The organism is Arthrobacter sp. B2a2-09 (assembly GCF_027587375.1).
Classification (GTDB): domain Bacteria; phylum Actinomycetota; class Actinomycetes; order Actinomycetales; family Micrococcaceae; genus Arthrobacter.
In genome coordinates this window covers 78,031-104,812 of sequence record NZ_JAMXIC010000019.1, presented here as the reverse complement: position 1 = coordinate 104,812, position 26,782 = coordinate 78,031, and the positions used below count along the sequence as shown (strand labels likewise).

28 protein-coding genes, 2 tRNA genes, 1 other RNA gene and 1 pseudogene are annotated in these 26,782 nt (G+C 61.4%); 11 read left to right on the top strand and 21 right to left on the bottom strand.

Annotated features, from left to right (window positions below):
• Positions 1-213: 213 nt before the first annotated feature.
• A complete protein-coding gene (locus NFJ07_RS18450; protein WP_269996514.1) occupies positions 214-1,047 on the top strand; it encodes an oxidoreductase in 834 nt (277 codons plus the stop codon).
• On the opposite strand, the gene epsC is transcribed toward NFJ07_RS18450, so the two are convergent.
• The 3 genes from epsC to msrA form a co-directional block, all read right to left on the bottom strand.
• Entirely contained in the window at positions 1,044-1,628 is a 585-nt protein-coding gene (gene epsC / locus NFJ07_RS18445; RefSeq protein ID WP_059387763.1) for a serine O-acetyltransferase EpsC, read from the bottom strand. The genes NFJ07_RS18450 and epsC overlap by 4 nt on opposite strands.
• A 50-nt stretch (positions 1,629-1,678) precedes the next feature.
• Positions 1,679-2,614, bottom strand: coding sequence for a cysteine synthase A (gene cysK / locus NFJ07_RS18440; RefSeq protein ID WP_269996512.1), 936 nt, complete (start codon positions 2,612-2,614; stop codon positions 1,679-1,681).
• Between the two features lie 75 nt (positions 2,615-2,689).
• Positions 2,690-3,214, bottom strand: coding sequence for a peptide-methionine (S)-S-oxide reductase MsrA (msrA, locus tag NFJ07_RS18435; protein WP_269996510.1), 525 nt, complete (start codon positions 3,212-3,214; stop codon positions 2,690-2,692).
• A 146-nt stretch (positions 3,215-3,360) separates the two neighbouring features.
• Here msrA and NFJ07_RS18430 point away from each other — a divergent pair, with 146 nt between their 5' ends.
• Both NFJ07_RS18430 and NFJ07_RS18425 read left to right on the top strand, forming a co-directional pair.
• Positions 3,361-4,278: a Nif3-like dinuclear metal center hexameric protein gene (locus tag NFJ07_RS18430; RefSeq protein WP_269996508.1), complete on the top strand. Its 918-nt coding sequence runs from the start codon at positions 3,361-3,363 to the stop codon at positions 4,276-4,278.
• A gap of 188 nt (positions 4,279-4,466) precedes the next feature.
• On the top strand, positions 4,467-5,204 hold the full coding sequence (locus NFJ07_RS18425; protein WP_269996506.1) for a zinc ribbon domain-containing protein: 738 nt from the start codon (positions 4,467-4,469) through the stop codon (positions 5,202-5,204).
• A gap of 88 nt (positions 5,205-5,292) precedes the next feature.
• Here the strand turns inward: NFJ07_RS18425 and NFJ07_RS18420 are convergent, their stop codons facing one another.
• Positions 5,293-6,057 (bottom strand): YaaA family protein, encoded by a 765-nt coding sequence (locus NFJ07_RS18420; RefSeq protein ID WP_269996504.1) that lies wholly within the window; start codon positions 6,055-6,057, stop codon positions 5,293-5,295.
• Between the two features lie 102 nt (positions 6,058-6,159).
• Between NFJ07_RS18420 and rnpB the strand changes: the two genes are divergently transcribed.
• The 4 genes from rnpB (at position 6,160) to NFJ07_RS18400 (ending at position 9,484) form a co-directional block, all read left to right on the top strand.
• Positions 6,160-6,551, top strand: an RNA gene (gene rnpB, locus NFJ07_RS18415) — RNase P RNA component class A.
• A 245-nt stretch (positions 6,552-6,796) separates the two neighbouring features.
• Positions 6,797-8,293 carry a glyceraldehyde-3-phosphate dehydrogenase gene (locus NFJ07_RS18410; RefSeq protein ID WP_269996502.1) on the top strand — a complete coding sequence of 499 codons (1,497 nt, stop codon included), beginning with the start codon at positions 6,797-6,799 and terminating at the stop codon, positions 8,291-8,293.
• A gap of 86 nt (positions 8,294-8,379) precedes the next feature.
• Positions 8,380-8,589, top strand: coding sequence for a hypothetical protein (locus tag NFJ07_RS18405; protein WP_269996500.1), 210 nt, complete (start codon positions 8,380-8,382; stop codon positions 8,587-8,589).
• 97 nt (positions 8,590-8,686) lie between these two features.
• Positions 8,687-9,484 carry an HNH endonuclease family protein gene (locus NFJ07_RS18400; protein ID WP_269996498.1) on the top strand — a complete coding sequence of 266 codons (798 nt, stop codon included), beginning with the start codon at positions 8,687-8,689 and terminating at the stop codon, positions 9,482-9,484.
• 26 nt (positions 9,485-9,510) lie between these two features.
• Here the strand turns inward: NFJ07_RS18400 and NFJ07_RS18395 are convergent, their stop codons facing one another.
• The 4 genes from NFJ07_RS18395 to orn all read right to left on the bottom strand — a co-directional run bounded on the left by NFJ07_RS18395 (position 9,511) and on the right by orn (position 11,890).
• Positions 9,511-10,359: an acyltransferase domain-containing protein gene (locus NFJ07_RS18395; protein WP_269996495.1), complete on the bottom strand. Its 849-nt coding sequence runs from the start codon at positions 10,357-10,359 to the stop codon at positions 9,511-9,513.
• A 3-nt stretch (positions 10,360-10,362) separates the two neighbouring features.
• Positions 10,363-10,935 (bottom strand): peptide deformylase, encoded by a 573-nt coding sequence (gene def, locus NFJ07_RS18390; protein ID WP_269996493.1) that lies wholly within the window; start codon positions 10,933-10,935, stop codon positions 10,363-10,365.
• 124 nt (positions 10,936-11,059) lie between these two features.
• Positions 11,060-11,132 (bottom strand) — tRNA-His (locus tag NFJ07_RS18385).
• A gap of 131 nt (positions 11,133-11,263) precedes the next feature.
• On the bottom strand, positions 11,264-11,890 hold the full coding sequence (orn, locus tag NFJ07_RS18380; protein ID WP_269996490.1) for an oligoribonuclease: 627 nt from the start codon (positions 11,888-11,890) through the stop codon (positions 11,264-11,266).
• A gap of 150 nt (positions 11,891-12,040) precedes the next feature.
• Here orn and mptB (NFJ07_RS18375) point away from each other — a divergent pair, with 150 nt between their 5' ends.
• Complete coding sequence (gene mptB, locus NFJ07_RS18375) at positions 12,041-13,666, top strand: polyprenol phosphomannose-dependent alpha 1,6 mannosyltransferase MptB (RefSeq protein WP_269996525.1); 1,626 nt, start codon at positions 12,041-12,043, stop codon at positions 13,664-13,666.
• Here the strand turns inward: mptB (NFJ07_RS18375) and NFJ07_RS18370 are convergent.
• A complete protein-coding gene (locus tag NFJ07_RS18370) occupies positions 13,650-14,903 on the bottom strand; it encodes a glycosyltransferase 87 family protein (protein WP_269996488.1) in 1,254 nt (417 codons plus the stop codon). The genes mptB (NFJ07_RS18375) and NFJ07_RS18370 overlap by 17 nt on opposite strands.
• A 34-nt stretch (positions 14,904-14,937) precedes the next feature.
• Positions 14,938-16,251 carry a glycosyltransferase family 87 protein gene (locus tag NFJ07_RS18365; RefSeq protein ID WP_269996523.1) on the bottom strand — a complete coding sequence of 438 codons (1,314 nt, stop codon included), beginning with the start codon at positions 16,249-16,251 and terminating at the stop codon, positions 14,938-14,940.
• 294 nt (positions 16,252-16,545) lie between these two features.
• Here NFJ07_RS18365 and mptB (NFJ07_RS18360) point away from each other — a divergent pair, with 294 nt between their 5' ends.
• Entirely contained in the window at positions 16,546-18,168 is a 1,623-nt protein-coding gene (mptB, locus tag NFJ07_RS18360) for a polyprenol phosphomannose-dependent alpha 1,6 mannosyltransferase MptB (protein ID WP_269996486.1), read from the top strand.
• 7 nt (positions 18,169-18,175) lie between these two features.
• Here mptB (NFJ07_RS18360) and NFJ07_RS18355 read toward each other — a convergent pair whose 3' ends face one another.
• Positions 18,176-18,853, bottom strand: coding sequence for a DNA alkylation repair protein (locus NFJ07_RS18355; RefSeq protein WP_269996484.1), 678 nt, complete (start codon positions 18,851-18,853; stop codon positions 18,176-18,178).
• A 137-nt stretch (positions 18,854-18,990) separates the two neighbouring features.
• On the opposite strand from NFJ07_RS18355, the gene map reads away from it, so the two are divergent.
• A complete protein-coding gene (map, locus tag NFJ07_RS18350) occupies positions 18,991-19,758 on the top strand; it encodes a type I methionyl aminopeptidase (protein WP_269996482.1) in 768 nt (255 codons plus the stop codon).
• 33 nt (positions 19,759-19,791) lie between these two features.
• Here map and NFJ07_RS18345 read toward each other — a convergent pair whose 3' ends face one another.
• Together NFJ07_RS18345 and NFJ07_RS18340 are read right to left on the bottom strand one after the other, a co-directional pair.
• A complete protein-coding gene (locus NFJ07_RS18345; RefSeq protein WP_269996480.1) occupies positions 19,792-20,391 on the bottom strand; it encodes a GNAT family N-acetyltransferase in 600 nt (199 codons plus the stop codon).
• Positions 20,392-20,524: 133 nt separating this feature from the next.
• A tRNA-Arg gene (locus NFJ07_RS18340) sits at positions 20,525-20,597 on the bottom strand.
• A gap of 218 nt (positions 20,598-20,815) precedes the next feature.
• Here NFJ07_RS18340 and NFJ07_RS18335 point away from each other — a divergent pair.
• Positions 20,816-20,968 (top strand): annotated as a pseudogene (locus NFJ07_RS18335) (single-stranded DNA-binding protein); the annotation flags it as partial.
• A gap of 187 nt (positions 20,969-21,155) precedes the next feature.
• Here NFJ07_RS18335 and NFJ07_RS18330 read toward each other — a convergent pair.
• The 8 genes from NFJ07_RS18330 to NFJ07_RS18295 are packed head-to-tail and all read right to left on the bottom strand — an operon-like array spanning position 21,156 to position 26,782.
• Positions 21,156-21,695 (bottom strand): hypothetical protein, encoded by a 540-nt coding sequence (locus tag NFJ07_RS18330; protein WP_269996478.1) that lies wholly within the window; start codon positions 21,693-21,695, stop codon positions 21,156-21,158.
• 11 nt (positions 21,696-21,706) lie between these two features.
• Complete coding sequence (locus tag NFJ07_RS18325) at positions 21,707-22,834, bottom strand: hypothetical protein (protein ID WP_269996476.1); 1,128 nt, start codon at positions 22,832-22,834, stop codon at positions 21,707-21,709.
• A 2-nt stretch (positions 22,835-22,836) separates the two neighbouring features.
• Positions 22,837-23,595, bottom strand: coding sequence for a hypothetical protein (locus tag NFJ07_RS18320; protein ID WP_269996474.1), 759 nt, complete (start codon positions 23,593-23,595; stop codon positions 22,837-22,839).
• Positions 23,596-25,134 (bottom strand): hypothetical protein, encoded by a 1,539-nt coding sequence (locus NFJ07_RS18315; protein WP_269996472.1) that lies wholly within the window; start codon positions 25,132-25,134, stop codon positions 23,596-23,598.
• A 2-nt stretch (positions 25,135-25,136) separates the two neighbouring features.
• Positions 25,137-25,634: a hypothetical protein gene (locus tag NFJ07_RS18310; protein ID WP_269996470.1), complete on the bottom strand. Its 498-nt coding sequence runs from the start codon at positions 25,632-25,634 to the stop codon at positions 25,137-25,139.
• Positions 25,634-26,044 (bottom strand): hypothetical protein, encoded by a 411-nt coding sequence (locus NFJ07_RS18305; protein WP_269996468.1) that lies wholly within the window; start codon positions 26,042-26,044, stop codon positions 25,634-25,636. The genes NFJ07_RS18310 and NFJ07_RS18305 overlap by 1 nt, the downstream gene beginning before the upstream one ends.
• A gap of 22 nt (positions 26,045-26,066) precedes the next feature.
• On the bottom strand, positions 26,067-26,459 hold the full coding sequence (locus tag NFJ07_RS18300) for a hypothetical protein (protein WP_269996466.1): 393 nt from the start codon (positions 26,457-26,459) through the stop codon (positions 26,067-26,069).
• Positions 26,456-26,782: a hypothetical protein gene (locus NFJ07_RS18295; RefSeq protein ID WP_269996464.1), complete on the bottom strand. Its 327-nt coding sequence runs from the start codon at positions 26,780-26,782 to the stop codon at positions 26,456-26,458. Before NFJ07_RS18295 ends, NFJ07_RS18300 begins: the two co-directional genes overlap by 4 nt.

Genomic DNA, 26,782 nt, shown 5'->3' with positions numbered 1-26,782 from the left:
CGCACACCTACGGCCGCGTCGACGCCGAGGGTACCTTCCACACCCTGTGGGGCGAAGACAAGTCCGAGATCTCGGCAGTCGACACGCACTAGGGACCCTGCCCCACTCGGTTCCTGACAAAGGCCGGCACTTCCCCGATACTGTGGGAGGCGCCGGCCTTTGCCGTAGGCAGGTCCTGCAGGAAACACCAACCCGCCACACGAGGAGCAGTCCATGCCGCAACGCGTCGCATTTGTCACAGGTGCGTCAACCGGAATCGGCTTCGAAGCCGCCATCAGACTCAGCAAGGCCGGGTTGCTCGTGTACGCGGGGGCGCGGCGCGTCGAAAAGATGGAGCCGCTCAAAGCCCACGGAATCAAGGTGTTGTCCCTGGACGTCACTGAGGATGACTCGATGAAGGCTGCAGTGGACCTTGTCCTGGCCGAGCAGGGGCGGATCGACGTACTGGTCAACAACGCCGGATACGGGTCCTACGGTTCCTTGGAGGAGGTGCCGCTGGATGAGGGCCGCCGCCAGTTCGAGGTCAACGTCTTCGGACTCGCCCGGATGTCGCAGCTGGTGATTCCCGTGATGCGTGCTGCGGCCTCCGGCAGGATCATCAACGTGTCCTCGATCGGCGGCAAAATGTATGAACCCCTCGGCGCCTGGTACCACGGAACAAAATTCGCCGTCGAGGGCCTCAGCGACTCCCTCCGTCTGGAACTGAAGCCCCATGGCATCGACGTGGCAATCATCGAGCCCGCCGGCACGGACACGGAATGGGGCACCATCGCGGGGGAGAGCCTGCTGACGGTCTCGGGACATGGACCGTATCGCGAGCAGGCAGGGATCGTCGCGGCCGCCTTGGCATCGACGTCGGGAACCGCGCTGTCGACGCACCCGCGTACTGTGGCGGGAGCCATAGTGCATGCGGCAACGTCGCGAAGGCCCAGGACCCGATACCCTGTGGGCAGGGGGGCCTGGACCATTCTCGCCTTGCGCAGGATACTTCCCGACCGGGCGTTCGACACCGTTTTCTGGAACGCCTACAAGCGCTTTTCCGGCTAGATCCGGTATTCGATGTAGTATTCGGCGGGATCGACGGCGGGCTTGGTTTCGCTCTTGGCATCGCGGTGCCGCCACGTTGCGGGAACGCCGGTGATGATCGACTCAGGCGGTGCGTCCTTGACCACCACGGCGTTGGCGCCAATGGCACTGTCGGCGCCGATGGTGATGGGACCAAGTACCTTGGCCCCGGCTCCGATGGTGACGCGATCTCCGATGGTGGGGTGTCGCTTGACCTTGGCCAACGAACGGCCACCCAACGTCACGCCGTGGTAGATCATGACGTCTTCGCCGATCTCGGCAGTCTCACCGATCACCACACCCATGCCGTGGTCAATGAAGAACCTGCGGCCGATGGTTGCGCCGGGGTGGATCTCGATACCGGTCAGGAAGCGGGCAAGCTGGGAAATGAGCCGTGCCGGGAAGCGCAGCTCAGGGTTTTGCCACAGTTTGTGCGTCAGGCGGTGCGCCCAGATGGCATGCAGGCCGGAGTATGCAAAAAAGTTCTCAAAGGAGCCTCGGGCCGCCGGGTCATGTGACCGGGCAGCCTCGAGGTCCTCCATAAGTCTTGCGAAGAAGCTCACAAAGACCTTTCTACAGGAAATGAAAGAAAGCGGTTGCGGGGAGTCCGCAATCAGCCGCGAATGTCGTCAAAAAGCACTGTGGAGATGTAACGTTCGCCGAAGTCGGGAACGATCGCCACGATGAGCTTGTCCTTGTTCTCCGGACGCTTTGCCAGCTCCAAGGCACCCCACACGGCTGCGCCGGCCGAGATGCCGCCCAGGATGCCTTCCTTGGTGCCGAGGGCACGTGCGGTGGCCACGGAGTCCTCGAGGGTTGCGTCGAGGACCTCGTCATAGACGTTCGTGTCCAGGATTTCCGGAATGAAGTTCGCGCCAAGTCCCTGGATCTTGTGCGGGCCGGGGGCGCCGCCGTTCAGGATGGCGGAGTCCTTGGGCTCAACGGCCACAATTTGGATTTCGGGCTTGCGCTCCTTCAGGACCTGCCCGACGCCGGTGATGGTGCCGCCCGTGCCGACGCCGCCGACGAAGATGTCCACTCCGCCTTCGGTGTCCGCCCAGATTTCCTCGGCCGTGGTGGCGCGGTGGATTGCCGGGTTTGCCTCGTTGGCGAACTGCTGGGCCCAGATGGAGTTCTCCGTGTTGGCGACGATCTCCTGTGCCTTCTCGACGGCGCCACGCATGCCTTCAGAGCCGGGAGTCAGGACAATGTCCGCACCGTAGGCGCGCAGCATGACGCGGCGCTCGGTGGACATGGTTTCCGGCATTGTCAGGATGACCTTGTAACCGCGCGCCGCGCCGACCAGGGCCAGTGCGATGCCGGTGTTACCGGAAGTTCCCTCGACGATGGTGCCGCCCGGCTTCAGCGCACCGGATTTCTCGGCGGCGTCGACGATGGCGACGCCGATACGGTCCTTGACGCTATTGGCGGGGTTGTAGAACTCGAGCTTCACGGCAACCGTGGCGTCCAAGCCTTCGGTGAGCCTGTTCAAGCGGACCAGGGGGGTTCCGCCGATCAGCTGGGTGACGTCGTCGTAGATCCGTGCCATGTAATCATGCCTATTCTCTGAATTCGCTGAAATAGCTACTGCTGAGGTCAGCCTAACGAGCGGTGCTACACGCTGCTACGCGCGGAGCCACGAAGAGTAATATTTCCGGGCCTTGGCGAGCTTGGGGTTGATGATCACCTGACAATAGCCTTGCTCCGGGAACTTGGCGTAGTAGTCCTGGTGGATGGACTCGGCTTCGTAAAAGTCCGGCAGCCTACTGACCTCGGTCACAATCGGCTTGGACCACAGTTCCTGGTTCCGGAGGATGGCTTCTTCGAAGAGGATCTTTTCTTCCGTGGTGGTGTAGAACATCGAGGAACGGTACTGGGTCCCGACGTCGTAGCCTTGGCGGTTGAGCGTGGTGGGATCGTGCAGGGCGAAGAACATGTCCAGGATGATGTCCGCCGGGATGATGTCCTCGTCGAAAGTCACAGCGACGACCTCTGCGTGGCCCGTCATTCCGGAGCAGACATCGTAATAGTCGGGGTTGCGGATGTGCCCGCCCGTGTATCCGGAAACCACGGAACTGACGCCCTTGGTCTTCTGATAGACAGCGTCAAGGCACCAGAAGCAGCCTCCACCAAGTACAAAAGTTTTCATGATCTCTTCAATGGCTGGGAGTCCTGGATGATTCCCGCACAACCTTACGGGACTGTGACGGCGCAGACCCGGCCGGTGGCAACAATCTCAAACAGTCCGGTAGCCGCAAGCGCGTCTTGGCCGTCGGATGCGCAAGAATGTAATGCATGGAAGCTGTGAACACCGCGGTTGCAGATACAGGATCCGGGGAAGAACCGGAAAACGGTGCAGCCGGAAGTCCAAGAGCCAGCACCCCTACGCTAGGTCAGGTCTTATTGGCAGTGGAAGAGCTCTGGCCGGAGTCGCTCGCTGAGGACTGGGACGAGGTGGGCCTTGTGGTCGGACGGCCAACCGCCACCGTCACCAAGGTCATGTTCGCTGTGGATCCGACCCTCGCCGCTATTGAAGAAGCCATTGAATGGGGCGCCGAGCTCCTCGTCACGCACCATCCTTTGCTGCTCAAGGGTGTCACCTCCGTTGCCGCCACGAGTGCCAAGGGCCTTGCCGTCCATCGGCTCATAGAGTCAGGTACCGGACTGTTGACCGTGCACACCAACGGGGACTCCGCCGTCGGAGGCGTTTCCGATGTCCTCGCCGACGCGTTCGGGCTGGACAACGTTGTCCCACTGGCGCCTGCGGTCCACGGCCTGCCGGAAGAGGGGATCGGCCGGGTCGGGGACCTGCCTGAACTCATGACCCTGGGAGATTTCGCCGCCCGGGTATTCGAGATCCTGCCCTCAGTGGCCGGTGGCGTGCGGGTCGCCGGGGACAAGGACGGACTGGTGCGCCGCGTGGCCGTTTGCGGGGGCGCCGGAGACAGTCTCTTCGACGCCGTCCGGGCGAGCCAGGCGGACATCTACGTCACCGCGGATATGCGGCACCACCCGGCGTCCGAAGCGCGTGAAGCTGCCGTTAACGGCAGGCCGTATCTCGTTGACGTATCGCATTTCGCGAGCGAGTGGCTCTGGCTGCCCGCCGCGGCCGAAGCGCTGGGCAACGTGCTCGCGGACCAGGGTCACGACGTCGAGATCCGGGTGGCTTCCACCAACAGCGATCCTTGGGACTTCATTCTGACTCCCGGCTAAGCCTGGCGTGCGTGCTCCATCCCGGGGCCCACCCCGGCGAGGGACCCACACCGAGCGCAGCGAGGTTTGGGAGCCGGTGGGGATGTAGCGAGGCAGGGGAGCACGCTAGGCGCTAGAGTCGAGACAGACAGGCCGAAAGCCTGGCTGGGGCTGAATATCATCCCCGGCACGATCAAGCGGAGGTAAGCGTGGCCAAGGCAGCACCGGCAGAACAGTTGAAATTGCTCGAACTGCAGGGGTTGGATGCGAAGCTCAAATCCCTGGCGAACCGCCGTCGCACTTTGGAGACCGACCCCCGCATCACCGATCTCCAGGACGCCCTCGGCGTGGCCAACGGGGCGCTCGGGAACGCTAAACTTGCCGTCCACGACGCCGAAGCCGAGCTTCGCAGGTCAGAGGCCGACGTCGAACAAGTGGTTGGCCGCATTGAGCGGGACGAAGCCAGGCTGAACAGTGGTACCGGACTTTCCAAGGATCTCGTCGCGCTGCAAAGCGATATTGCGTCCCTGAACAAGCGCCGCTCGGACCTTGAGGACGTCGAGCTGGAAATCCTGGAACGCCTGGACGGACTCAAGGAGCGCCAAACCGCGCAACAGCAGATCGTCGATGACATCCAGGGTTCCTTCTCCGGGATCCGCGCCGAGCTGGACGCCGCCATCGCCGAGATTGCTGCCGATGAGGCGGACGTGCGCGCCCACCGCACCGGCTTCGCCGAAGGGCTCGACGCCGGGATGCTGGCCATCTATGAAAAGACCCTTGCCAAGCGCGGGGTGGGGGCCGCCAGGCTGTTCCACGGCAAGTCCGAAGGCTCGGGGATGACACTCAGCCCCGGCGACCTTGCCGAAGTCAAGGCCGCGGCCGAGGACGAGATCGTGTTCTGCCCCGATTCCGGCTGCATCCTGGTGCGCTCCGCCGAGTGGAACTAACCGCCTGTTCCCCACCCAACTAGCCTCACTGCCCAACTAACTCGCAGTTAATGTCGTTTTCAGGCGTCATAACGACACCTACTGCTAGCTAGTTGGGGAGGATGATGCTGAGGGTGTGCGGCTTGCGCGCCGTGCCGTCCGTCAACTCCGCGGTCCAGATTTCCGAGGCGGCCTTGAGCAGCTGTTCGGGCGTCCCCGGCGCCTTGCCTCGTCGGCTCAACAAGTGCCGGGCCAGTTCGCCGCGGGTGTGCTTGGCGAAATGGCTGACCACGGTGCGTTTGCCATTGGACTCGGAAAAGACGTTGACGGAGACAGTTTGCGCCGCGGGCGGAGCCCAAGCCGCGGCGTAGGTGCTGGAGCGGCAGTCCACCAGCAGCTCGCCCTCCACCCGCGAAGCGAGGGCCTGCGTGAGCTGCGGCTTCCAGAATGAGGCGAGGCGCCCGACGTCGGGCAGCGCCGTTCCCATGGACAGGCGGTAGGCGGGCACACGGTCGCCGAAGCCAATGGCGCCCCACAGGGCGGACACCACGAGGATCGACTCCACCGCCTTGCGGCGCTGTGCCGGCGTCAGGGTCTTGTAGCCGAGCGCGTCGTAGAGAACACCGGAATACACCTGGTGGGCCGGGGCTGCGGGTTCGGCGTGGAGCCGGGTATTGCGTTCGACGTCGTCCTTCAAGGATGCGCCCACCCCCAACAGGGCGAGGGCGTCCTCATGCGCGCTGACCAGGCCGAGCGCGTCGAGCACTTTGGCCCGGTAACTGTTGAGTTCCGGAAAGCTCAGGGACTCCCATTCGACGGCGGAGCCCTTGGCAGCGGGGGTCTTGCCTTCGGAAGGCGGCAGGAGAATCAGCACCAGTCGATATTAGCCGTAATGCCGGCGCTGGTTGTCGGGGTGCAGTTCCGCAGTGCCGTTTGGAAATGCGGAAGGCCCGACGCCGGTAGACTGTAGGGCGGATGGGTTGACTAGGCGGCCGCGCGCCGCGTGAGTGGCTCGAGGAACGTCCGGGCTCCGCAGGGCAGGGTGGTGGGTAACGCCCACTCGGGGTAACCCGCAGGCCAGTGCCACAGAGAACAGACCGCCGGCGTCTGCTTGTGCCAGCACAGGCAGGCAGCAGGTAAGGGTGAAACGGTGGTGTAAGAGACCACCAGCTCCCTGGGTGACCAGGGAGGCTAGGTAAACCCCACCCGGAGCAAGGCCAGACAGGGCACGATCGAGGGCTGCTCGCCCGAGTGTCCGGGTAGGCCGCTGGAGGGCGTCGGCAACGGCGTTCGTAGATGGATGGTCGCCACTCCTGCGTCGGCAACGGCGCGGGAGGACAGAACCCGGCGTATCGGTCAACCCATCCCTCAGCACTGTGTGAGTGAATTCACGCATTCCGGCTGCCAAAGCCTCCCGTGCAAGACCTTAGAATGGACAGTGAACGTAGAAGTTCCACCGCCGGTTCTGCGTTCGCAGCCGGCGGTTTTTCTTTGCAACGTTCGAGGTGTCCGGGCAGACCGAAGTCCCGCCGATGCCAGTGCCGCAGGATTACTCCGGGCGGCCGCCATCTACGTACGAGGACGTATGTAGCTGACCCTAGGAAGGTAGTTCTGTGAGCCAGTCATCAGATTCTTGTCTTGATACGTGGATGGGCCGCGAAGCGCTGGCCGAGGCCATGATTCCGGTGATCGGCCGGCTGTACCGTGAGAACAACGTGGTCACGAGCATCCACGGGCGCAGCCTCATCAACAAGTCGTCGATGAACATCCTGAAAGCCCACCGCTTCGCACGCCGGATGAGCAAGGACGAACTCCTGCTCGAAGAAACCGCACCCCTGCTCAACACCCTCGCCGAACTTGAACTCGGGGCCGCTGCGATCGATATCGCCCGCCTGAACGAGAAGTACAAGGCCGAGGCCCCGGGAACGGCCCTGGAGGACTTCCTCCGCGCCGAACTTGCCGGGATTGTCGGGCGCCGCGGCGCGGATGACCGGACCAGCACCGACGTCGTGCTCTACGGTTTCGGCCGCATCGGCAGGCTCCTGGCCCGCCTCCTGATCGAAAAGGCCGGCGGCGGGCACGGCCTGCGCCTGCGCGCGATCGTGGTCCGCAAGGGCGCCGAGAACGACCTCGTCAAGCGCGCCAGCCTGCTGCGCCGCGACTCGGTGCACGGTTCCTTCGAGGGCACCATCCGCGTGGACGAGGCCGCCAACACCATCACGGCCAACGGTGTCCAGATCCAGGTCATCTACTCGGACAACCCCTCCACGGTGGACTACACGGCCTATGGCATCAAGGATGCCCTGGTGGTTGATAACACGGGCCGCTGGCGCGACGCCGAGGGCCTGTCCCAGCACCTGCAGAGCAAGGGTGTCGCGCGTGTGCTGCTCACGGCTCCGGGCAAGGGCGAGCTGAAGAACATCGTTCACGGAATCAACCACTCCTCCATCGAGGACACGGACAAGATCGTCACCGCGGCGTCCTGCACGACGAACGCCATCACCCCGGTGCTCAAGGCACTCAACGACAAGTTCGGGGTCATCCACGGCCACGTGGAAACCGTCCACTCGTTCACGAACGACCAGAACCTGATCGATAACTTCCACAAGGGCGACCGCCGTGGCCGCTCGGCTGCGCTGAACATGGTCATCACCGAAACAGGTGCGGCCAAGGCAGTGGCGAAGGCCCTTCCGGAACTGCAGGGCAAGCTGACCGGCAACGCGATCCGGGTTCCCACCCCGGACGTGTCGATGGCCATCCTGAACCTGAACCTGGAGAAGGGAACCACGAAGGACGAGGTCAACAACTACCTTCGCGAGATGTCCCTGCACTCGGAACTGCGCAAGCAGATCGACTTCATCGACTCACCCGAAGTGGTCTCCACGGACTTCGTCGGCTCCCGCCGCGCGGGCATCGTGGATGGCCTGGCCACCATCGCCAACGACAAGAACCTCGTGGTCTACGTCTGGTACGACAACGAATTCGGCTACTCCTGCCAGGTAGTGCGCGTCATGGAAGAAATGGCCGGCGTGAACCCGCCGTCGTTCCCGGCACGCAGCGTAGCTGTTGACCTTGAGCCCAAGGCAACGTTGGAGCACGCCGGCGTCTAGCCGGCCCTGGCCACTGCCAGGAAAGACACAGGGGTTTCCCGGCTGATTCGCTGGTATCAGCCGGGAAACCTGACCAGAATGGACGCATGGAAAGCGAAAAGATTCTGGAACATGAAACAACCCTGGAACACGCACTGGACGTGGCGCGCGCCAACCTTAAGGAAGCCCAGCGCCTGCTCGACGGCGCCAAGGCCGCACACGCAGCGGGTGATATCGCTGAGGACCGAGTCATCCAGTTGGGGTCGCTTCTGGAGCTGGCTGCCGAAGACCTGAAACGCGTTACCAAGGAGCAGTAAGCTGCGACTTGTCCTCCACACTGTGGATATCGGCCTCGGTTATGAGTGCCTGACCTAGTCTCAAGGGACGTAATCCTCCCTGAAAGGACGCAATCCCTTGAGCAGCACCTGGGCCGCCTATCGACGCGCCCGCCGCCAGTCCCGGCAGGCCTGGGTGCTGGTGATTCTCATCATCGCGGGTGGACTTGCCGGCATCGGGTGGTTCTTCACCAACGGCCAGTTCGCAGTTGGCCAGGGCACGGGCAATGGACCAACGGATGCTCCAGTCTTCGACCCGAGTTGGATGAAGCCGGTGGAAGCTGTTCAGCCGGTACCCGCCGGTTCAGCCGTTGATGCCCTGGAGGCGCTTCCTGTGAAGGGGCGTGCAGCCAAGGACAACTACGACCGCAACGAATTCGGCCAGGCGTGGCTCGACGTCGACCGAAACGGCTGCGATACCAGGAACGACATCCTGAGGCGGGATCTTACGGCAGTGGAGTTCACAACAGGCTCCAAATGCAGGATCGCTTCCGGGGAGCTACGTGAGCCATACATCGGGCAGGACATCCATTTCCGCAGGGGCGCCGAAAGCAGCTCGGCCGTGCAGATTGACCATGTGGTGGCTCTCGGGGACGCCTGGCAGAAGGGTGCCCAGCAGCTCACTGCCAAACAGCGCCAAAGCCTGGCCAATGATCCCCTCAACCTCATTGCCGTCGACGGTCCTGCCAACGTGAAGAAAGGCGCGAGCGACGCGGCAACTTGGCTGCCTGCCAACAAGGGCTTTCGCTGCCACTACGTAGCCCGTCAGGTCTCCGTCAAGGCCGCGTACCGGCTCTGGGTCACCCAAGCGGAGAAAGACGCCATGAGGCGCGTCCTGGACTCGTGCCCCGGTCAACAGACCATCAGGGCGATGTAGCCGCCTCAGAGCGCGGGGCGGCCGCTTCAGGCGGGGTTGGCCTGCGCTGGCGGAAGTTCCAAGTGGCCGTGTCCAAGTTGCCAGACGCCGCCGTCGTCGATCCTTTCGAGCACCACCCGCTGAAGCGAGGTCTCGCGGGGGAGCCGATCAAGGTTTTCCATGCCCCGGTGCCGGAAGGTGAAGTAGACAGCGTCGCTCGGGGCTTCCGAGCAGCGGTCCAGGGAGAACCGGCGGGCAAAAGCCGCGATGTTGCTGTCCGGCAGTTTCCGGGCAAGATAGGGATCCAGCATCCAGGAGTCGCAGCTCGCCACGGAGACCGCTTTGTCCGGGAAGTATCGGTCAAAGAACTCCCTGGCCTGGCTGAAGCTCGAGTCAACGAGGGCAGGGGAGAGACCGCCATCTTCCGGGATGTGTACACCCAGCACCCAAGAGCCGCTTGCGGTGACAGAGCCTGCTGCGTCGCGGACGAGATGGAATTGCAAGCGGCCGATCCGGAAGATGTTTCCGGCCATGTGGAGGGTCAGCCAGGCCCACGTGTCCAAACCGAAGTGTCCATGAACCCGTCGGTTGATACGAAGGTTCAGTCCCACATCGGCCAGGATCGCGGCCGAGGCTTCCGGCGGGATGCCAAGGGAAAGATGATGGCCGTGGACCACGGGTGCGAAGCGCAAGAGCGCCTCGATCCAGTCCGTTTCCGTACAACCATCCGCTGAGGCAGACCTGCTTGGAAACGCGCCCAGGCGGGCCTGAAGGATGGCAAGGGCCTGTTGGGTTCCGTCTTCGGGAGGTGACGCCAGCAGCGAGGCGCACTCAAAAGCGTCCTCGCCGTGGATGTCGAGAAGCCTGAACAATTCGCCCTGCTCGATGCCGGTCATCGCTCAGTGTCCGAAGGGGTCCGGGTCAACACCCGGCATCCAACTCAGGCCGGGCACTCCCCAGCCGTTCTTTTTGGCCTGCTTCATGGCCTTCTTGGCGTAGCGGTCAGCCAGGCGATTCACATAGAGCTTGCCGTCAAGGTGGTCGAATTCGTGCTGCATCACCCTGGCGAACCAAGCTGTGGCCACGAAATCCACCGGGTTGCCGTAGCCGTCGAAGCCCTGGACGCGCGCCCATTCGGCCCTCTGCAGGGGGTAGTGCTCCCCGGGGAATGACAGGCAGCCTTCGACGTCTTCCTCGGGATCCGGAAGGGCGCCGGGGATCTTGGAGAGAGTGAGGACCGGGTTCACCAGGACACCTTCGTCCGGTGCGTCGTCGTCATTCGGGTATTTGAAGATGAAGATCCGTTTGCCGACCCCCACCTGGGGTGCGGCCAGCCCGACGCCGTTGGCGGCTTCGTTCGTCTCGAACATGTCGGCAATCAAGGTGCGCAGTTCGTCGTCGAACTCTTCGACCTCGCTCGCCCGGCGGTGAAGCACGGGCTCGCCCCAGATGGTGACTGGCAGGACGGTCATGTCAGGTGTTCCTCTGGTTCTCGGGTCTGGAATGGCCGAAATCGGCCGGGACAAAGCAAAGGCCGCACTGGATAACCAGTACGGCCTTTGGCTGCGATCGATAAACTGCAACCGATCTCATGAGGGTGAGCGACGGGGGTTGAACCCGCGACCTCCTGGACCACAACCAGGCGCTCTGCCAACTGAGCTACGCCCACCATGCGCCTTTGACCACTTTCGGAATGACCCGTCAGCTGCGGAGGCAACGACAAAAACTATACCCCGTCTTGAGGGGTGGTTTTGCCACTTTTGACCGTTTGGGTGAAATTTCCCGAAAAGGTGCCGCAGATCACGTGCTTGCCGGCGTCTCCGGGCCAGCCGCAATCTGCTTGGAAATCTTCTGTGCCGTTGCGGTATCCGGTCCGGGAGCCGGGACGAACACGGCCTCGCGGTAGTAGCGCAGTTCGTCGATGGAGTCCCTGATGTCTCCCAGCGCGCGGTGGCCACCATGTTTGGCGGGCGACTGGAAATATGCGCGGGGGAACCAGCGGCGCGAGAGTTCCTTGATGGTGCTGACGTCGATGACCCGGTAGTGGAGGTGTTCGACGATGTTGGGCATGTCCCGCGCGAGGAACATCCGGTCTGTTCCGACTGAGTTGCCACCCAGCGGTGCCTTCTTCGGATCGGGTACCCACTTCTCGATGTACTCCAGAACGATTGCTTCGGCTTCGGCCATGGTCTTGCCGTGGGGGAGCTCGTCCAGGAGTTTCGAACGGGTGTGCATGTCGCGGACGAAGTCGTTCATCTGTTCAACCGCGGAGTCTTCGGGTTTGATGACGACATCTACGCCATCACCCAGGATGTTTAGCTCCGAATCGGTGACCAAGGCCGCGACCTCGATCAGGGCGTCGTTTTCCAGGTCGAGACCGGTCATCTCACAGTCGATCCAGACGATGCGTTCATTAGTAATAGGCACTCGCCCAGCCTACCGTTCGGGCGCATGGGAAGGGTGGCGGGGCGCTCCATTCCGCTCCTGCGGCTTACTCGGCTGGTAAACTGGGCCGTTGTCGAGCGGTTGTTGCCTGCATCGATGAGCTGGACCAATGTACGTAGGGACTGGAATATCATGACGGCAGGCGGAACGGGCGTGGGCACCTCAAATAGCCGGGATGAGGAAAAGGACCCCGCGGCGCCGTCCGAGAAGGCCGCCGCAAGTCTCTATTCCCCGAATGCCCCGCACATCGGCGCCGGTACCCCCGGCCAGGCCAAGGCCTACGTGGCAATCTGGCAAGGATTTTTTGGGTCCCTGATGATCTTCGTCGGTTCGATCGGCGCCGGCTGGATCGCCAACGGTTCGCCCATGTTCAGGCACCCGCTTGTTATCGCCCTGCGCACGGAGGGCTGGGGCGTCACGACCTCCACCATCTTGCTGACGGCAGGGGCCATGCTTTTGGTCAGGTCATGGTTGAGGCTCGGGCAAAGGCTCAAGGACTGGGGGCCAGGCTCGCTCAGATCCGTGGTTGTCGCTGTTGCGGCGTGGGCGGCGCCCCTGATGTTTGCCGTGCCCATCTATTCGCGCGACGTGTACGCCTACACCGGCCAGGGCAGGCTGGTCCTTGAAGGCCAGAACCCCTACACAGTGGGCATTTCCTCGCTCAGCAACTGGTTTTCCCTTGGCGCTGACCCGGCTTGGGCTGAAGCCAAGACGCCGTACGGACCCTACTTCCTGTGGCTTGCCAGATGGGTGGTGGGCATCACCGACGCCCAGCCCGATTTTTCCGTTTTGCTCTTTCGCGTTCTGGCGACCGTCGGAGTGCTGCTCTGCGTCGTGTATGTTCCCAGGCTCGCGGAACTGCACGGGATCAATCCGGGCCGTGCGCTGTGGATCGCCGTGGCCAACCCGCTCTTCCTCATCAGCTTCGTCGCCAGCGCCCATAACGATGCCCTCATGGTGGGCTTGGCAGTGGCCGGAATGTACTTTGCAGCCACCGGGCGCCATATCACCGGGCTTCTGCTGGTCACGGCTTCCATCGGCATCAAGCCGATCACAGTACTTCTCCTGCCTTTCATAGGCCTCATGTGGGCGGGCCCGGCAGCGAGTTGGGCCCGCAAGTTCCTGTTCTGGGGCGCGACGGCGGGTATCAGCTTTGCCGTCCTGGCAGTGAGCGGAATTCCTTACAACCTTGGCTTTGGATGGGTCTGGGCCATCCTCGATCCCACACCCGGCTACACGGGATATTCGCCTTCGGGATTCCTGGGGCAGCAGGTCGAGGTGATCGGCAATCTCTTGGGCCTGCCTGGCTCCACCGTGGCCACCGGGCTCCGCACCCTCATGAAGTGGGCCGGAATTGCGCTGGTGGTGGTCCTCATGTTCCGCGGAGACTATTCACGGCTGGTGCGACGCGCGGCCTTGGCGTTTGCCGCCGTCGTCATGCTTTCTCCGATTATCCAGCCGTGGTACATCCTGTGGTTCATCCCGCTGCTCGCGGTCACAGGCATCAGGGACGACTGGCAGATCAAGTCCCTCTATGTTGCCGTCACGTTTTTCGTGGCCTTCGGCGCACAGGACCAGATTTCGGTGCTGTCCTTCGTGGAACTGAACGTGAAAGTGTCATCCCTGTCCTTCTTGGTGGCCGTGGGATTCACTGTCTACCTGATGGTGTTGGACATTCACACGCGCAGACTGCTGATCCGTTCCACCCCTGCGCAACTGCTACGCAGGCTTGAGCGGCGGCTCAGGCGCTCCGAATAGCAGTTCTTGCGCTGGACTTGCGGCCCAGTTCCAAGGTCCGCTGCACGGACCACCAGAGCAGGACAACCAGAAGCACATTCCGTGTAGTGAGCACTGTTGCCATCACGGGGTTGGCATGGATCAGCGGCGTATAGAACAACGGGTAGATCACAAAAGTCGTCATGGCGATCCCCATCAGGAGGGCGGCAGGGACCCGCCAGCGATTCCAGTCGTGGGTCAGTCCGGCCACAACAACCGGGGCAAGCCAGATGATGAATTGCGGCGAACCCACCTTGTTGAACACGATGAACGCCGTGGTCATCATGAGGGCGCCCTCAAGGAACAGCTCTTCCGGTTCGGCACCCCGCCGAAGCGCCCAAAGCAAAAGGGCAGAGCCGGCGACGGCGGCAAGCACCAAGAGGGGCTGCATCATGAATGCCGCCACATTGGCTCCCGGCCCATACACCTCGGTGGAATTGATGGCGACGTTGTCGGCGATTTTGGAGCCGCCGATGTTCAGCACGCTCAACCAGACCCAGGGGGTCGAGAACGTGGCTTCCAGTTGCATGCCGCGCTCGCCCTGGTTGGTCAAAAAGTCGAGGATATGCGGGAAGCCGCCCGAAAGGTAGGTACCCAGTGCCACGGCCGCAGTTACAGCGGCGCCGCACGCGATGATCCGTAGCCTGCGGCGGCTCGCGATGACGATAGGTACCAGGACGGCGGCTGGCCAGACTTTGATCCACGTGGCGATGCTGAGGAGGATCCCCGCCGCCACGGGCCGCGTAGCGCCGTACAGCAGCGCGACCAACACGATGGGCGCGGTGATGCCCTCTACCCGCGCGAAGCTGAGGTAGCCCATGAAAGCCGTAAAGAACAGCCACCACCAAGCAGGGGCAATACCCGTTGTCCTACGCGGGCCGCGGGTCAAGATGAACAAGCCAGCGGCATTGAGCGTAGTGATGATCAACGTCCACACCAGCAGGTATGGACCTGGGCCCGCGATGTTGGCCAGGAAGATCGGAATCTGGGCGAGCACCGGGTATACCCAAGGGCTGATCGCTCCATGGAGATCCGCAGGGTTGTAGCCGGTCATCGCCCACTGGCGGTACTGCTCAGTGTCGCTAAACGTGTTTCCGGACAGGAAGAAACTTGCCATCCAGCCGAGGAAGTACACGTGGACGGCGGCGAAACCCCACCAGACGCTGGAAGGACGGCTAAACCACGCGACGGCGGCAGGCGGCAGGGCGGCGTCGCGCACGCGGGCCAGCCCGTCGAAGAATCGAACGGAAATCTCAGAACTCCTTGGCAGCGAGGGCTGGCTCGTTGGCCGGGATCTTCTTGCCGAGAAGGTACAGGCGGCGTACGGACCAGCAGAAGAGCACCACCAGCAGGACATTGCGCACCGTCAAAACCAAGGCCATCAAAGGGTTGTTGTGGCTGAGCGCGTCGTAGAAGAGCGGGTAGATGAAGAATGTGGCCACAGCAATAGCAATGAGCATCGCCGCGGGAACCCGCCATTCCTTCCAGCTGTGGGCTAGCCCGACGGCCACAGCTGGCGCCAGCCAAACCATGAACTGCGGGGACCCAACCTTGTTGAACACGACGAAAGCCGTGGCCATGGTCAGGGATCCGGCCAACAACAGTTCGGTACGGTCCGCCCCGCCGCTTCGTTTGCCGTTGTGAAGCGCCCAGAAGATCATGGCGGCAACCAGGACCGCGGCCAAGGCAAGAAGGGGTTGCATCAAGAAAGACATGAGGGTCGTGCCCGGGCCATCCACCTGCATGGAGTTGATGTCCGTGTTCATGTACATCCTGGAGCGGCCAACATGCAGAACCGAGAGCCACAACCAAGGCGTGGTGAAGGTGGCTTCCAACTGCATTCCACGATCGCCTTGCTGGGTCAAGAAGTTAAGGAGCTTCGGCAGTTGGCCTACGGCAGCCGTAAGGGCGATGACCAAAACGCTGGTCAGAATTCCGGCAGCCACCACCCGTGTTCTCTGCTTGACGACGGTGAACAGCGAAAGGACGACGGCGGCCGGCCAGACCTTCATCCAGGTGGCAACGCTCAAAAGGGTCGAGGCAATGAACGGATGCGACACCCCGTACGCCAAGGCGATCAGCACAATGGGCGCGGTCAATCCATCCACGCGGGCGAAATTCAGGCAGCCCATGATCAACAGGAAGACCAGCCACCACCATCCCGCCGGGATAGCCTCGCGGCGGCGGCCCCACCCCGTGAGCTTTCCGAGAGCCAAGCCGTTGAGCAAGGTGATCATGACTACCCAAAGGAAAAAGAACGGACCGGGACCGGCCACGCCGGCGATGGCCATCGGCACCAAGGCGAGAACGGGGTAGACCCACGGACTGGGCCCGCCACTGAGGTTCTCGTCATGGAACCCGGCGGCGGTCCAGCTTCGATAGATGACCGTGTCGCTGTAGGCCCCGCCACGCAGCGAGACGATCAAAGAGAACACGAGGAAGACCAAGTGCACAACGCAGAATCCAGCCAGCAACCCTTTGGGGGAGTTAAGCCAGGCCTGCAACGAGGAGGGAAGAACACGATGACGGAACCGTGTGAGCGCGCTGAAGAATGAGTCCGTGGAAATGGGAGGATCCTTGTCAGGTAGTTATCGTCACAGGGTGCCGTAAGCCGTAGCGGCCGGAGCCGCTCCAGACAACATCGGTTCCATTGAATTTCATGTGGAACCAGAGCGGCCGTGGGTCTTCGGCATCAAACCAGAGCCCCGTTCATTCTATCTCAGGCCCCTTTCGCGGGCAGACCCATGGTCCGGTGGGCCCCGGGAGGCCTCAGACGGCGATGCTAGAGTTGCAATAATCCATGGCAGCCGGCCTTACCACTTTGGCCCGGATGCGGCAGGGAACCGGACAGGATTTTTTTGATGGTGACGTCGAAGTTTCGTGAGCGTGAGGTGGGGAGTTCGTTGGCTCATCCAGAGGCGCTTGGCGATTCCAACGCCCCGGTCCACGGCACTGTGATTGCCAAAGCGGCAAGGACGGCGATCCTCCAAGGGTTCATCGGGTCCTTGCTCATGGTGGCAGGCTCGGTCGGAGTCGGTTGGATGGCAACAACCAGCGGCGCCCTTATCCGCACCCCCATCTTCATCATGGCCCGGACATCTCCGGTTGGAGTGATCGTCTGCACCGTGATGCTCTGCCTCGGCGCACTCCTCCTCCTCCGCTCATGGTTGCGCATTGCCCAGCGGATCGGCGGATGGAACCCGTCCTCGCGTCCCGTGCTGCGGCGCGCATTGTGGATGTGGGCGGTCCCGATGATGTTCAGCTTGCCGCTGTTCAGCAGGGACGCATATGCCTACATCGGCCAGGGCCGGCTCATGGAACAGGGCCTGAACCCATATACAAACGGCATCTCCGCCCTTAGCAACTACTTTTCACTCGGACCCGACAAATTGTGGACGGAAGCACCCACACCTTACGGTCCGCTATGGCTCTGGATCGAACAGGGTGCCGTCTGGGTGAGCGCCGGCGTCCCCGAGCTTGCGCTGATTCCCTTCCGCCTGGCTGCCCTCGCCGGGGTCGTGCTGCTCGCTGTCTACGTTCCCCGCCTGGCTGCGCTCCACGGCGTGAACCCGGAGCGGGCGCTCTGGCTTGGGGTCCTCAACCCGGTTCTCCTGATCAACTTCATCGCCAGCGCGCACAACGACTCCTTGATGTTGGGACTGGTAGTTGCCGGGCTGTATTTCGCCTCCGTCAAACGACCCGTGCTTGGAATCGTGCTGATCACGGCCTCGATCGCCATCAAGCCAATTACTTTGATTGCCTTGCCTTTTGCCGGACTGCTGTGGGCCGGTACCCGTGCCGGTTGGGGCCGCAGAATGATCTGTTGGGCGGCTACGTTGGGCTTGTCCCTGGGGCTCCTGGCGGCCGCAGGATTGGTGAACGGCCTAGGATTTGGCTGGCTTGGCGCCCTCCAGACTCCCGGCGCCGTCTGGATCTGGTACGCGCCGGTGGGCTTGCTGGCACACACGGCGGGACTCGTCGTCGGACTCTTCGGTGGTCCCGGCGTTCCGGTGACGGATATCATCCAGACCGCCGGAACGGCGGTCTCGGCCCTTGCCATCGTCTGGCTCGCCGTTCGGACGCCCGGCCGCGGATTCGGCATGCCCGCGCCGCTCGACGACGAACCCGAGTTCAACAAGACCGTGCTTCGTCGGATGGCCTGGGCCTTCGCCGCCGTCGTCGTCTTGGCGCCGGTAATCCAGCCTTGGTACATGGTGTGGCTGCTGGTGTTTTTCACGGTGACGGGCATCGCAGACGGCCCCCAGCTGCGGACGGTCTTCTATTTGACGGCGTTCTTCACCCTTATCGCCCTGACGGACCAATTGAGTGTCTTCCAGTGGATCCCCATTGATGTGGTGCGCGGAGTGGCGATCGCCATCGCGGTCTCCTTCATCGCCTACCTGGTGTTCTTTGACAAGAAAACCCATGTGCTGTTCCGCCCCCATCGCGGGATTTTGAAGCTCAAGCTCAAACCGAAGTCCTGAACCGGATTCAGCCGAGGTGTTTCATCGCTTCACGTAGGGACAACGGGCTCAGCCTGGCCCGTCGGGTTTCCACGTAGCTCCGCACCCATTGAGGATCGGTCTTGGCGTACTCCCGCAACGTCCACCCGATTGCTTTCCTGATGAAGAACTCCGTGTCGGCCAGGTTGGCGTCGAGCGCCGTGGCGAGAAGTTCTTTGTCCGTGGCCGACTTTGCCTTGAGTTGGGAGGTGATGGCCGCGCGACGGATCCAGAAGTCCTCGTCGCTTGCCCATTTCCGCAGGAGCGGGGTCAGCGTGCTCCGGTGGTGTTGCAGAAGGGCGCAAATACGGTCGGAAACGCCGTCAACGAAGTCCCACCATGCACCTGTCCGGATGATTTCTTCGTACAGAGGCAACATCTCCAGATCCTTGGCCACGGTCTTGAGCGAGGTCAGATCGATGGCGGCGTAGCGTTCTTCCCGCCATGTAGCTTCCCGCCACAGCAGCCGGACATCGTCACGAAGTTCGGCAGGGGACGCGAACGGCAGTTCCTTCGCGGTCGCGAGCACCATGTGACGGACTACCGGGACCCTGACACCGAGGGAAGGCATGGATGATTTCATGTACGCCTGCACCGCTTTCGCACGTTGCGGATCAGCCTCTGTCTGCAGGCGTTCCCGGATGATGGCGATTCTTCGGTGTTCCATACCGCGACTTTAGGACACTCCTGCGCCGGCTCGGACCCGCCACCCGGTTGACTGCCATCGGGACGCCCATAGAGTGGGTGGAAAGAGTTCGTTCGGTGGCCGGTCCGGCCCCTTGTTCCTCATGCTTGGAGGCCCCAGTGTCTATGGTGAAGACGCCAGAAGAGATTGCGCTCATGCGCGAAGCCGGAAGAGTGGTTGCCAACACGCTTTCGGCGGTTCGTTCGCACGCCGGGGTTGGAGTGTCGCTCAAGGAGCTGGACGAGGTTGCTGCCGCTTTGATCGAATCCGCCGGAGCCAAGCCGGCGTTCCTGAATTACCGTCCGCGGTGGGCGTCCACGCCCTTTTCAGGGGTCATTTGCACAAGCGTCAACGACGCCGTGGTGCATGGCATCCCGGACGGATATGTGTTGCAGGACGGCGATCTGTTGAGCGTCGATTGCGGTGCATTCGTGGAGGGATGGTGCGGGGACGCAGCGGTCAGTTTCATTGTGGGCACTGCGGATCCGGTGGATCAGGAGTTGATCGACGCCACGGACGCCGCCCTCGCCCGCGGAATCGAGGCTGCCCGGATTGGAAACAAGATGGGCGACCTTGCGTACGCCATTGGCGGGGAAGCCAAGCGCAGCGGCTACGGGATCCTTGCCGATCACGGTGGGCACGGTATTGGCCGGACCATGCACGCCGAGCCGAACGTGCCGAACATCGGACGGCCGGGCCGCGGGGTGAAGCTTGTGGATGGCCTGGTGATCGCTATCGAGCCGATGTTGATCCTGGGCGGCAGCGATGACTACTACCACGACGACGATCAGTGGACCCTGCGCTCCGCCAACGGCCGCCGCGCGGCGCACAGCGAACATACCGTGGCGATCACCGCAGACGGCCCGGTTGTCTTGACGTTGCCTTAGCTGGGTTGTTTCGGCATACGGGGGCGCGGAAAATCAACGCCGCAGGCGCATGACAGCCCTTCCGGGCACCGCTGTGGAAACCGCAGAGAAGCCAGCCGCCGCGAACAACTTCAGCGTTCCCTGATAGAGATCGGCCGAACCGGCTTTGGGCCGTAGCGAGGGATTCACGGGGTAGCCTTCCACGATTTCGGCGCCATGGGCGAAGGCATGCCCGACGGCGGCGTCCAGTAAGGCCGCGGCCACCCCGCTCCGGCGGTGGCTGGGAGAAACCACGAAACAACTCACCGACCAAACTCCCGGGCCTTCCGGGGCGCCTGCGCCTGCGCCTGCGGCCTTGAGGACCTGGGATCGTTCGATGCGCGGATAGCACCGGCGCGGTTCGACCGCGCACCAGCCCACTGCTTCGCCGTCTCGGAACGCCAGGACTCCGGGTTCGGGGCCGTCGTCGAATTTGGCTTTGAGCTGTTCCTTCCGCGCCTTAGGGGGAGTGGTCTTCCAATCCTGACCGACGAGAGCGAACCATCGGCACCAACAGCGCGAGGGTTCGCCGCGGACGCCGAAGAGCCTTTCGACGTCCGGCCAGCTTGCGGGGCCCGTGGTGATGGCTGCGGAGTCGCCGAGGTTCGAGACCATGGGAACAGCGTAGAGCGCAGCGAGGGCTGACGGCACGGGTTGGCTTGTGCGTCTGGCCGTGGGTCTTCACGCCCTGACAAAAACCAAGAGCGGCTCTGGACTACGTTTCCGCAGCTCAGAGCCGCTCTTTGGGTGCCCCGGGAGGGAATCGAACCCCCGACCAAGAGATTAGAAGGCTCCTGCTCTATCCTCTGAGCTACCGAGGCAGGCGACGCACGCACAGCACGTGGCTGAGGCGCCATCAAGAGTTTACATTGCGGCGGCTGCCTGTGTGGTCAACGCTGCGTGAGCCGCGACTCTTCCCCCACAGGCGGCCATTGGGTCTGGCTATCCACATACGCGAAGTGGGTACTGCCGCGGATCTGCGCGGCACGTGAAGCTGAAAGAGCCAGACAGGCAGCTCAACTCACGTTAGGACAAGACCATGAATGACATCATCACTGTCCGGGGATTCGTTGCTACGGAACCCAAAAGTTCGACGACGCCGGGCGGAACGGGGACGGCCTCGTTCCGGCTGGGTTCCACGGCGCGCAGGTTCGACCGCGCCAACGATGTCTGGGTGGATGGCAACACCAATTGTTTGGAAGTTCCATAAAGTACAACCAAAATCGACGTCCAAAATACTAGGGGGCATCATATGTCTTGACAAGGCATGCTACTGCGACAAAACGGCGGAACCTTGACCGAATCGTTAGATTCTGGGTCAGGCTCCGCCGTCGAACTTCCGCGAGATACGGGGGTTATTCAGTTGTGCGAGCTGCGGGTTAGAACTGTGCTCCGATGTCGCGCACCACGAGTCGTCGCGTTGCGATACCGACGTTGCCAGTGCCTACGGCTCGGGCAATACACGCTTTGATATTGACGGTGCCGGTAGCAGAGGCTTTGAACTGCCAGACGGGTGTATCCGTCTTGCCGGAGTCCGCAAGGGGCGCTGTCCAGAGGGTGGCATTGTTATCCACGTCGGTTCCGGTTGCCGTGCTGTCCGTGGTTGCGCTTGAGCGAACGGCAACGGCTAGTGGGACGTTGGTGGCTGACACTGAGTGAGTGAATGTGTAGCTCACTTCGTACCAGCGGTTAGCGATCAGCGGCACGGCCAGCAGGTCGAACATGACGAACGTGCCGTTCGCGATGTAGTTGGTTCCGGCGTTCGAGTTGCGGGCGATGATGCCCTTTGACATGTTCTCGGCAGCGATGCCGTTGAGAGCGGCCTCTACAGACTCCATTGAAGTTTGCATGACTACGGGCACATTGGGCGCGGTGGTACCGGCAGGATAGGACAGGGCATATTTCACGGTGCTTGGCATTTCGGGCCTTTCTAGCTGTTGAGGATTGTTAGGTCTTCCGGCTGGCGCAAGCGGAGGCTCATGGCACCGGAAGGGAAGTTGAAGCTGACGGAGGACACCAGAAGGCGCTCTTGGTCTCCGGTCGGCAGGGTTGCCGTAACCGTCATGCCGGGAAGAACCCAATACGCGGAGATTGCATCAATGGAGAAGAAGCGTCCGCGCTTTGCCATGGCTTGCAGCGCGGCTGTTGCGGCAGCGTCGGCCTGTGCCTGTGTCGCCGGGATGTTGCGCTCCTCGAAATAGGTGTTGTGCCCTATGGCGCTCATGGCAAACGGACCAGAAGAGATGTAAGCGTGTCCGTAAAGGACGTGATCCACGTTTGAAACATCGCGCCATTTGTAGGCGATGCAAACCGCGTTGTTGAATTCCTCACGGCTGTAGAGGGCTGTAGATTCCTTGATGATTCCGCCACCGCCAGTAGTCAGGTTCAGCGCCGTGTCACTTGAGATGACCGGCCTAGCGGCAATGCGCCACTTCCTGTCACCAGTGCAGTAGATCTGCACACCCGCACGGTTGGCGGCATCGCTGAGCAGACTCCAGGAATCCTGTCCGGGGTCTTGCGTGACGCCGGAAACTGCGGAAGCTCCGAAGTTTGACGGGAAGTCGGTTACCACTGTCGGAGCAGCACCGGGAATGACCGCGATGTTCGCGTGATACTGCACGACATCCAAGAGGTTGGATTGTGGCGGGGCGCTGTCCCATGCAAGACGTTTGTAGTCCTGAGCCAATCCCTCGTCAGAGTGGCAGCGGAGTACCAGCCGGTTGGAAGGTCGCTTGACCTCTCGGCTTCTGACGTGGAGATCCGCGAGTAGCTGGATGTCCTCCGTCACGGAGTCCCAGACGTAACCTGCGTATATCTTGACGCGGACATTCTTACGGGCATCCAGCGATTCAAGAACGGTTTTGTCCTCGGGAACCTTGCACGTCAGGGTTGCCTGAATTCGTGGTGACCAAGACTCGTCAAACTGGACTTGAGCGTCCTCGACATCAAGCTCAAAAGGTGAGCCTGACACCGGATACGCCGTTGCCGTGATGACGTGGCGGGAGCTGAAACGGATGCGGTCTTGTGCGTCCGCTGCGTAGGGAGCTGTGATGCTCATAGTTAGATACCTCCGAGAGTAAGGGCGTCGAATGTGGCGTAGTCCGCGAGGATCTGATCGAACGTCGAGTAGCGGGAGGCCAGAGCATCGAAGGTCCAGCCAAGAGCGCCAGCAAGGTTGCCGTAAGGGCGCACAACTTCCCGATAGCGGACGGTGAACTTGTAGCGGGTGAGTCCTGCGCCTGCTACGGAGTAAGGCGAGATGTCCAGATCGTCAGCCGTGAAATACATGTCCATTCCGGCGTTGTCGCCCTGCTTGAGCATGACGATTTCGCCACGGTCAAAGACGCGAGCAAGAGCGTTGGCGGACGCAATTGAATCAGTCCAGATTTCAAGGGTTCCGGTACGGGTACCAAGCTTCCCGAGAACTACCAAGGGGTCAGCGCGTCCAATGATCTGGTGCACTGTGGAGTTGCTTGAACGGCCTGCGCCGTAGTTGGTGACGGTCTCTACGGTCGATGAATAGTTCGGCGCGATAGGGACCATTAGCCATGGCTTGGCGAGAGTCAGAGTGGTGGAAGCGGTAGCAATATCGCTGGTGTTTGTAGTGGTCACTGTGTAGTTGCAGACGCCAGAAGCCGCCTCATAGTCGGTGACGATCGTTGTTCCTGTGGAGGCAGACGGAAGTTGACCGGCTGCAACGCGGACCTCTGCAATGCCGTTGGCATCGGAACGGGTGATCTTGGTGACGGAGTTTGTCTGAGTGATGCTGAGCTGAATTGAACCGGTGCTTGGGTCCGGTACTGCGGTAAGAGTGGTCATTTAGTTCGTAATTCCTACCCCGCCACGTGGGGCGATATCGACATAAACTTTCTTGCCGTTCATGCCTTCGATGTAGTTGTCTACGGCGGATGTGTCGCCGGTTTGGACGTTGACGTAGAGGTGACGGCCCTTGTCGGTGAACTGGCGTAGGCGCTCTTCGGCGTCAGGAATGCCGTTGAGATTCACGTCCGTATCAACCTTTTTCGGGGTCTTCAGAACTTGGTCGATGTAGGCGGCAGCAGCGTCGCGAGATCCAAAGAACTTCGTGGCTTGGTCGATGAGCGCGTCTCGCTGCTCAGCCACCTTGCCTTTTACGGTGTCTGTGCTTACTCCCGCGTCAACCTGAGCCTGTGCATAGGTGTTGATAGCGTCCGCGCCTGAGATGATGGCGCGTTCGTTGTCGCGGGATTCCTTGGTGTGGTCAGAGACTTTGGCGCTGGAATCGGCCAGCTTTGTCGCAAGGTCGGCCTGAGCGTCCGCGAGATCCAGCTCAGAAGTGATTGCGCCCTTGTTGGCATCTGCAAGGGAGTTTTTGAGGTCTAGCTGTTCCTGGAGTACGGAATTCTCGGTCTTGCCGACGTTGACGGCATCCCACGCGGCCTTGTTCGCGTCGCGGACTGCATCAGCATTCTTCTGTGCGGCCTCACGCTGCTTCTTGAGCGCTTCGGCTTGGTTCTGCGTCTCAATGCTGGCGTTGGATGTGCTGTTTCCGTACTCGTCATAGGTGCGGCCAGCGTCCTCAATGGTCTTGTTGAGATCGTTGAATTCCTTGTCAGTGTCCTTGAGGAACTGAAGGGAATCATCCATGGAGCCGTGAGCGCCCTTGAACGCGGATACCCACTCCGTGCCAGCCTTGCGGGACTCTTCTTGCACGACTTCAAAGCCGTCCTTGGCGTCCTTCTGCCAGACCTCCCACCATTCCTTGGTGTCTTGGATCGCTAGTCCCCAGTCCTGCATTTTGCCGACGAAATCAACCTTGGACAGGTCGCCGCCTGCATCGCGGATTTCTCCGGCTAGATCCAGAATGTTCTGCTTGTTCTGGTTGATCTGGTCGGCGTTGTCCTGAAGAGCGGAGATAGCAAGACCGATTCCGGCAGCAGCAAGGATGCCAGCAGCCATACCGGCTGGGCCGAATTCTGTAAACGCATTCGCGGCCACTTCCTGTAGCGCGTCGGCTGCATCAGTGATGTTGGAGAAGCTGGCGGCTGACTCTCGGGCGGTCTGCTTGGACTCGTCCCTAAGGGTCTCCATGCCCTTACCGGCCTTGTCAGTGCCTTCCTTGACATTCTTTCCAACGGAGCCACCAGTTGATTTGGCGCTGTCGGATACTCCGTCGAGTGCCTTGGTCAGATCACGGTCGATCTGCTTGGCAGCGTCGGACATGTCGGACTTGAGATCCTTGGCGGATTTGCCACCGGCCTTGGATACGTCTTTGAGACTTCCTTCGAGATCGTCAAAGGCGTCAGCTACTTTGGAGACTCCTTTTTCCGCGCCGTCTGCGGTAACGGAAATGGGAATTTCAATTGGGCGTCCAGCCATGGTTAGCCTCCTACGGAGTCATAAATTCTTCGGGTAATGGTTTGTACTGAGAGCGAAACAATGCGCTTGGTGGCCCTTCCAGCGGCTGGGTAGACCACATATCCGCCACGCCTGCGGGTAGGCAATTGGCGGGAAGTCCTACGGGTGACCGTGTGGCGCTTGCCGTTCGGTGAGACGCGGTTGTATTTCGTATATTTGTTCTGTCGCGTGGTTCCGAACTCGGCAGGACGTACCAACTCAGCCGGGGTAGCTCCACCGGAAAGCTTCTTATTGGAACCGCCAGCCTTGAGGGTGATAACCGCTCCGGCTTTGACCGTGTTGCCCGTCTTGAATACGCGCTCCGATATCGGGGTGACGCCTACTCGTTCGGCTACGGATTCTTTCCAGATCGGTCCCGCCTCCGCGCGCTGATACTTGCGGAGATCGCTTTTGATCTCTTTGGGCATCTGACGGAAGACCTTTTGAGCCGCACGAAGGCGGGACTGATCTGCGGAAATCATTAGACGCCGTAGGTGAATACAGGCTGTCCGTTAATCGGCAGGTCTACAGAGGTAGTTGCTACCCCCACGCCGCCACCAACGGTCTTCGGGATCTTGATGGTTGCCGTGAAGGTGATGACCTGAGTAGTTGAGCCAGTCGGCTTGATGGTCACAACCTGCTGTGTGCCGTGAAGCGCAATGAGCTTGGCGGTCAGTGTGCTGTTAGCGCTGAGATCCTGACCAAATTCAAGCGTGGCAGTCCAGATAGGAACACCGGTTGAGGTCTGGGTGTTTCCGGAAATCGGAATCCAAGTTGTATCCGTGGATGTCGCGGAAAGGTAAGCGGAAGTAATAGCGTCAGAGTATTCGACGCCTGAAACAGCAACTGTCGCGGCAGAAATCTGAAGGACTTTGTGTGGAGTTGAAGCCATGGTGGGTTATTCCTTTCAGGAATTAAGGTGTGTGGGTGGGGCGGTAGACGTTCACTGAGGACGCCTCAGCGGAGATTTCGTAAGCGTTCGCGTACTTTTCACCGGCTGTACTGCGGTCTGCTGACTTCCACTGCAAGCCGGGGAACGATTCGAGACTGAACAGGAGGTCATCTAGCGCGGCCTCAAGTCTTGTTTCGTTTGCCGTGCTGAAGATGTCGCCGGGAATAATCAGCGTGATCTTCAAGGCATGCCCAAGGACATTTGCTGAGGCTTTGTTCAGTGTTTCCCTGTGAACGTGGACCGCTACTTTGCCAGCCGGAATGTTTTCCGGTGCTCCGGTCGGATACGTCTTGAGAATGAAGGTCGGATTATCCGTCGCAATGTGCGCCGCAACCTGCTCGGCTACGGTGCTCATCGGAGCCTCTTTAGCGGGAGAGTTTTAGGCCTGAGCAAATCCTGTGCAAGGTAGCTGAATCGCATTACCGGAATGGTCAGGCCATCGTGACCAATTGAATCCGCGTTACCTGCGTTTTGCTGGCTCCAAATATCTCTTGCGAAATAGATCTCAGCGAGCTTGTAGTTATCCGGTACGGGGTCACCCAAAGGAAGGGCAGGCGCATAGGCAACTGCCAAAGCGTTGGCTGAATTCATCAGCGCTCCGTAAGCGGTGCTGTCGATGTCGGCAGCTTCCGGCCAGACACTGAAGACATAGAAGACATTGCCGAAGTTCCAGTACAT

Excerpts from the sequence above, each read along its gene's own strand:
- NFJ07_RS18450 (WP_269996514.1), top strand. The coding sequence starts at position 214 with ATGCCGCAACGCGTCGCATTTGTCACAGGTGCGTCAACCGGAATCGGC.
- cysK (WP_269996512.1), bottom strand. The coding sequence starts at position 2,614 with ATGGCACGGATCTACGACGACGTCACCCAGCTGATCGGCGGAACCCCC.
- msrA (WP_269996510.1), bottom strand. The coding sequence starts at position 3,214 with ATGAAAACTTTTGTACTTGGTGGAGGCTGCTTCTGGTGCCTTGACGCT.
- NFJ07_RS18430 (WP_269996508.1), top strand. The coding sequence starts at position 3,361 with ATGGAAGCTGTGAACACCGCGGTTGCAGATACAGGATCCGGGGAAGAA.
- NFJ07_RS18405 (WP_269996500.1), top strand. The coding sequence starts at position 8,380 with ATGGAAAGCGAAAAGATTCTGGAACATGAAACAACCCTGGAACACGCA.
- NFJ07_RS18395 (WP_269996495.1), bottom strand. The coding sequence starts at position 10,359 with ATGACCGGCATCGAGCAGGGCGAATTGTTCAGGCTTCTCGACATCCAC.
- def (WP_269996493.1), bottom strand. The coding sequence starts at position 10,935 with ATGACCGTCCTGCCAGTCACCATCTGGGGCGAGCCCGTGCTTCACCGC.
- mptB (WP_269996525.1), top strand. The coding sequence starts at position 12,041 with ATGACGGCAGGCGGAACGGGCGTGGGCACCTCAAATAGCCGGGATGAG.
- mptB (WP_269996486.1), top strand. The coding sequence starts at position 16,546 with ATGGTGACGTCGAAGTTTCGTGAGCGTGAGGTGGGGAGTTCGTTGGCT.
- NFJ07_RS18355 (WP_269996484.1), bottom strand. The coding sequence starts at position 18,853 with ATGGAACACCGAAGAATCGCCATCATCCGGGAACGCCTGCAGACAGAG.
- NFJ07_RS18345 (WP_269996480.1), bottom strand. The coding sequence starts at position 20,391 with ATGGTCTCGAACCTCGGCGACTCCGCAGCCATCACCACGGGCCCCGCA.
- NFJ07_RS18330 (WP_269996478.1), bottom strand. The coding sequence starts at position 21,695 with ATGCCAAGCACCGTGAAATATGCCCTGTCCTATCCTGCCGGTACCACC.
- NFJ07_RS18325 (WP_269996476.1), bottom strand. The coding sequence starts at position 22,834 with ATGAGCATCACAGCTCCCTACGCAGCGGACGCACAAGACCGCATCCGT.
- NFJ07_RS18320 (WP_269996474.1), bottom strand. The coding sequence starts at position 23,595 with ATGACCACTCTTACCGCAGTACCGGACCCAAGCACCGGTTCAATTCAG.
- NFJ07_RS18315 (WP_269996472.1), bottom strand. The coding sequence starts at position 25,134 with ATGGCTGGACGCCCAATTGAAATTCCCATTTCCGTTACCGCAGACGGC.
- NFJ07_RS18310 (WP_269996470.1), bottom strand. The coding sequence starts at position 25,634 with ATGATTTCCGCAGATCAGTCCCGCCTTCGTGCGGCTCAAAAGGTCTTC.
- NFJ07_RS18305 (WP_269996468.1), bottom strand. The coding sequence starts at position 26,044 with ATGGCTTCAACTCCACACAAAGTCCTTCAGATTTCTGCCGCGACAGTT.
- NFJ07_RS18300 (WP_269996466.1), bottom strand. The coding sequence starts at position 26,459 with ATGAGCACCGTAGCCGAGCAGGTTGCGGCGCACATTGCGACGGATAAT.
- NFJ07_RS18295 (WP_269996464.1), bottom strand. The coding sequence starts at position 26,782 with ATGTACTGGAACTTCGGCAATGTCTTCTATGTCTTCAGTGTCTGGCCG.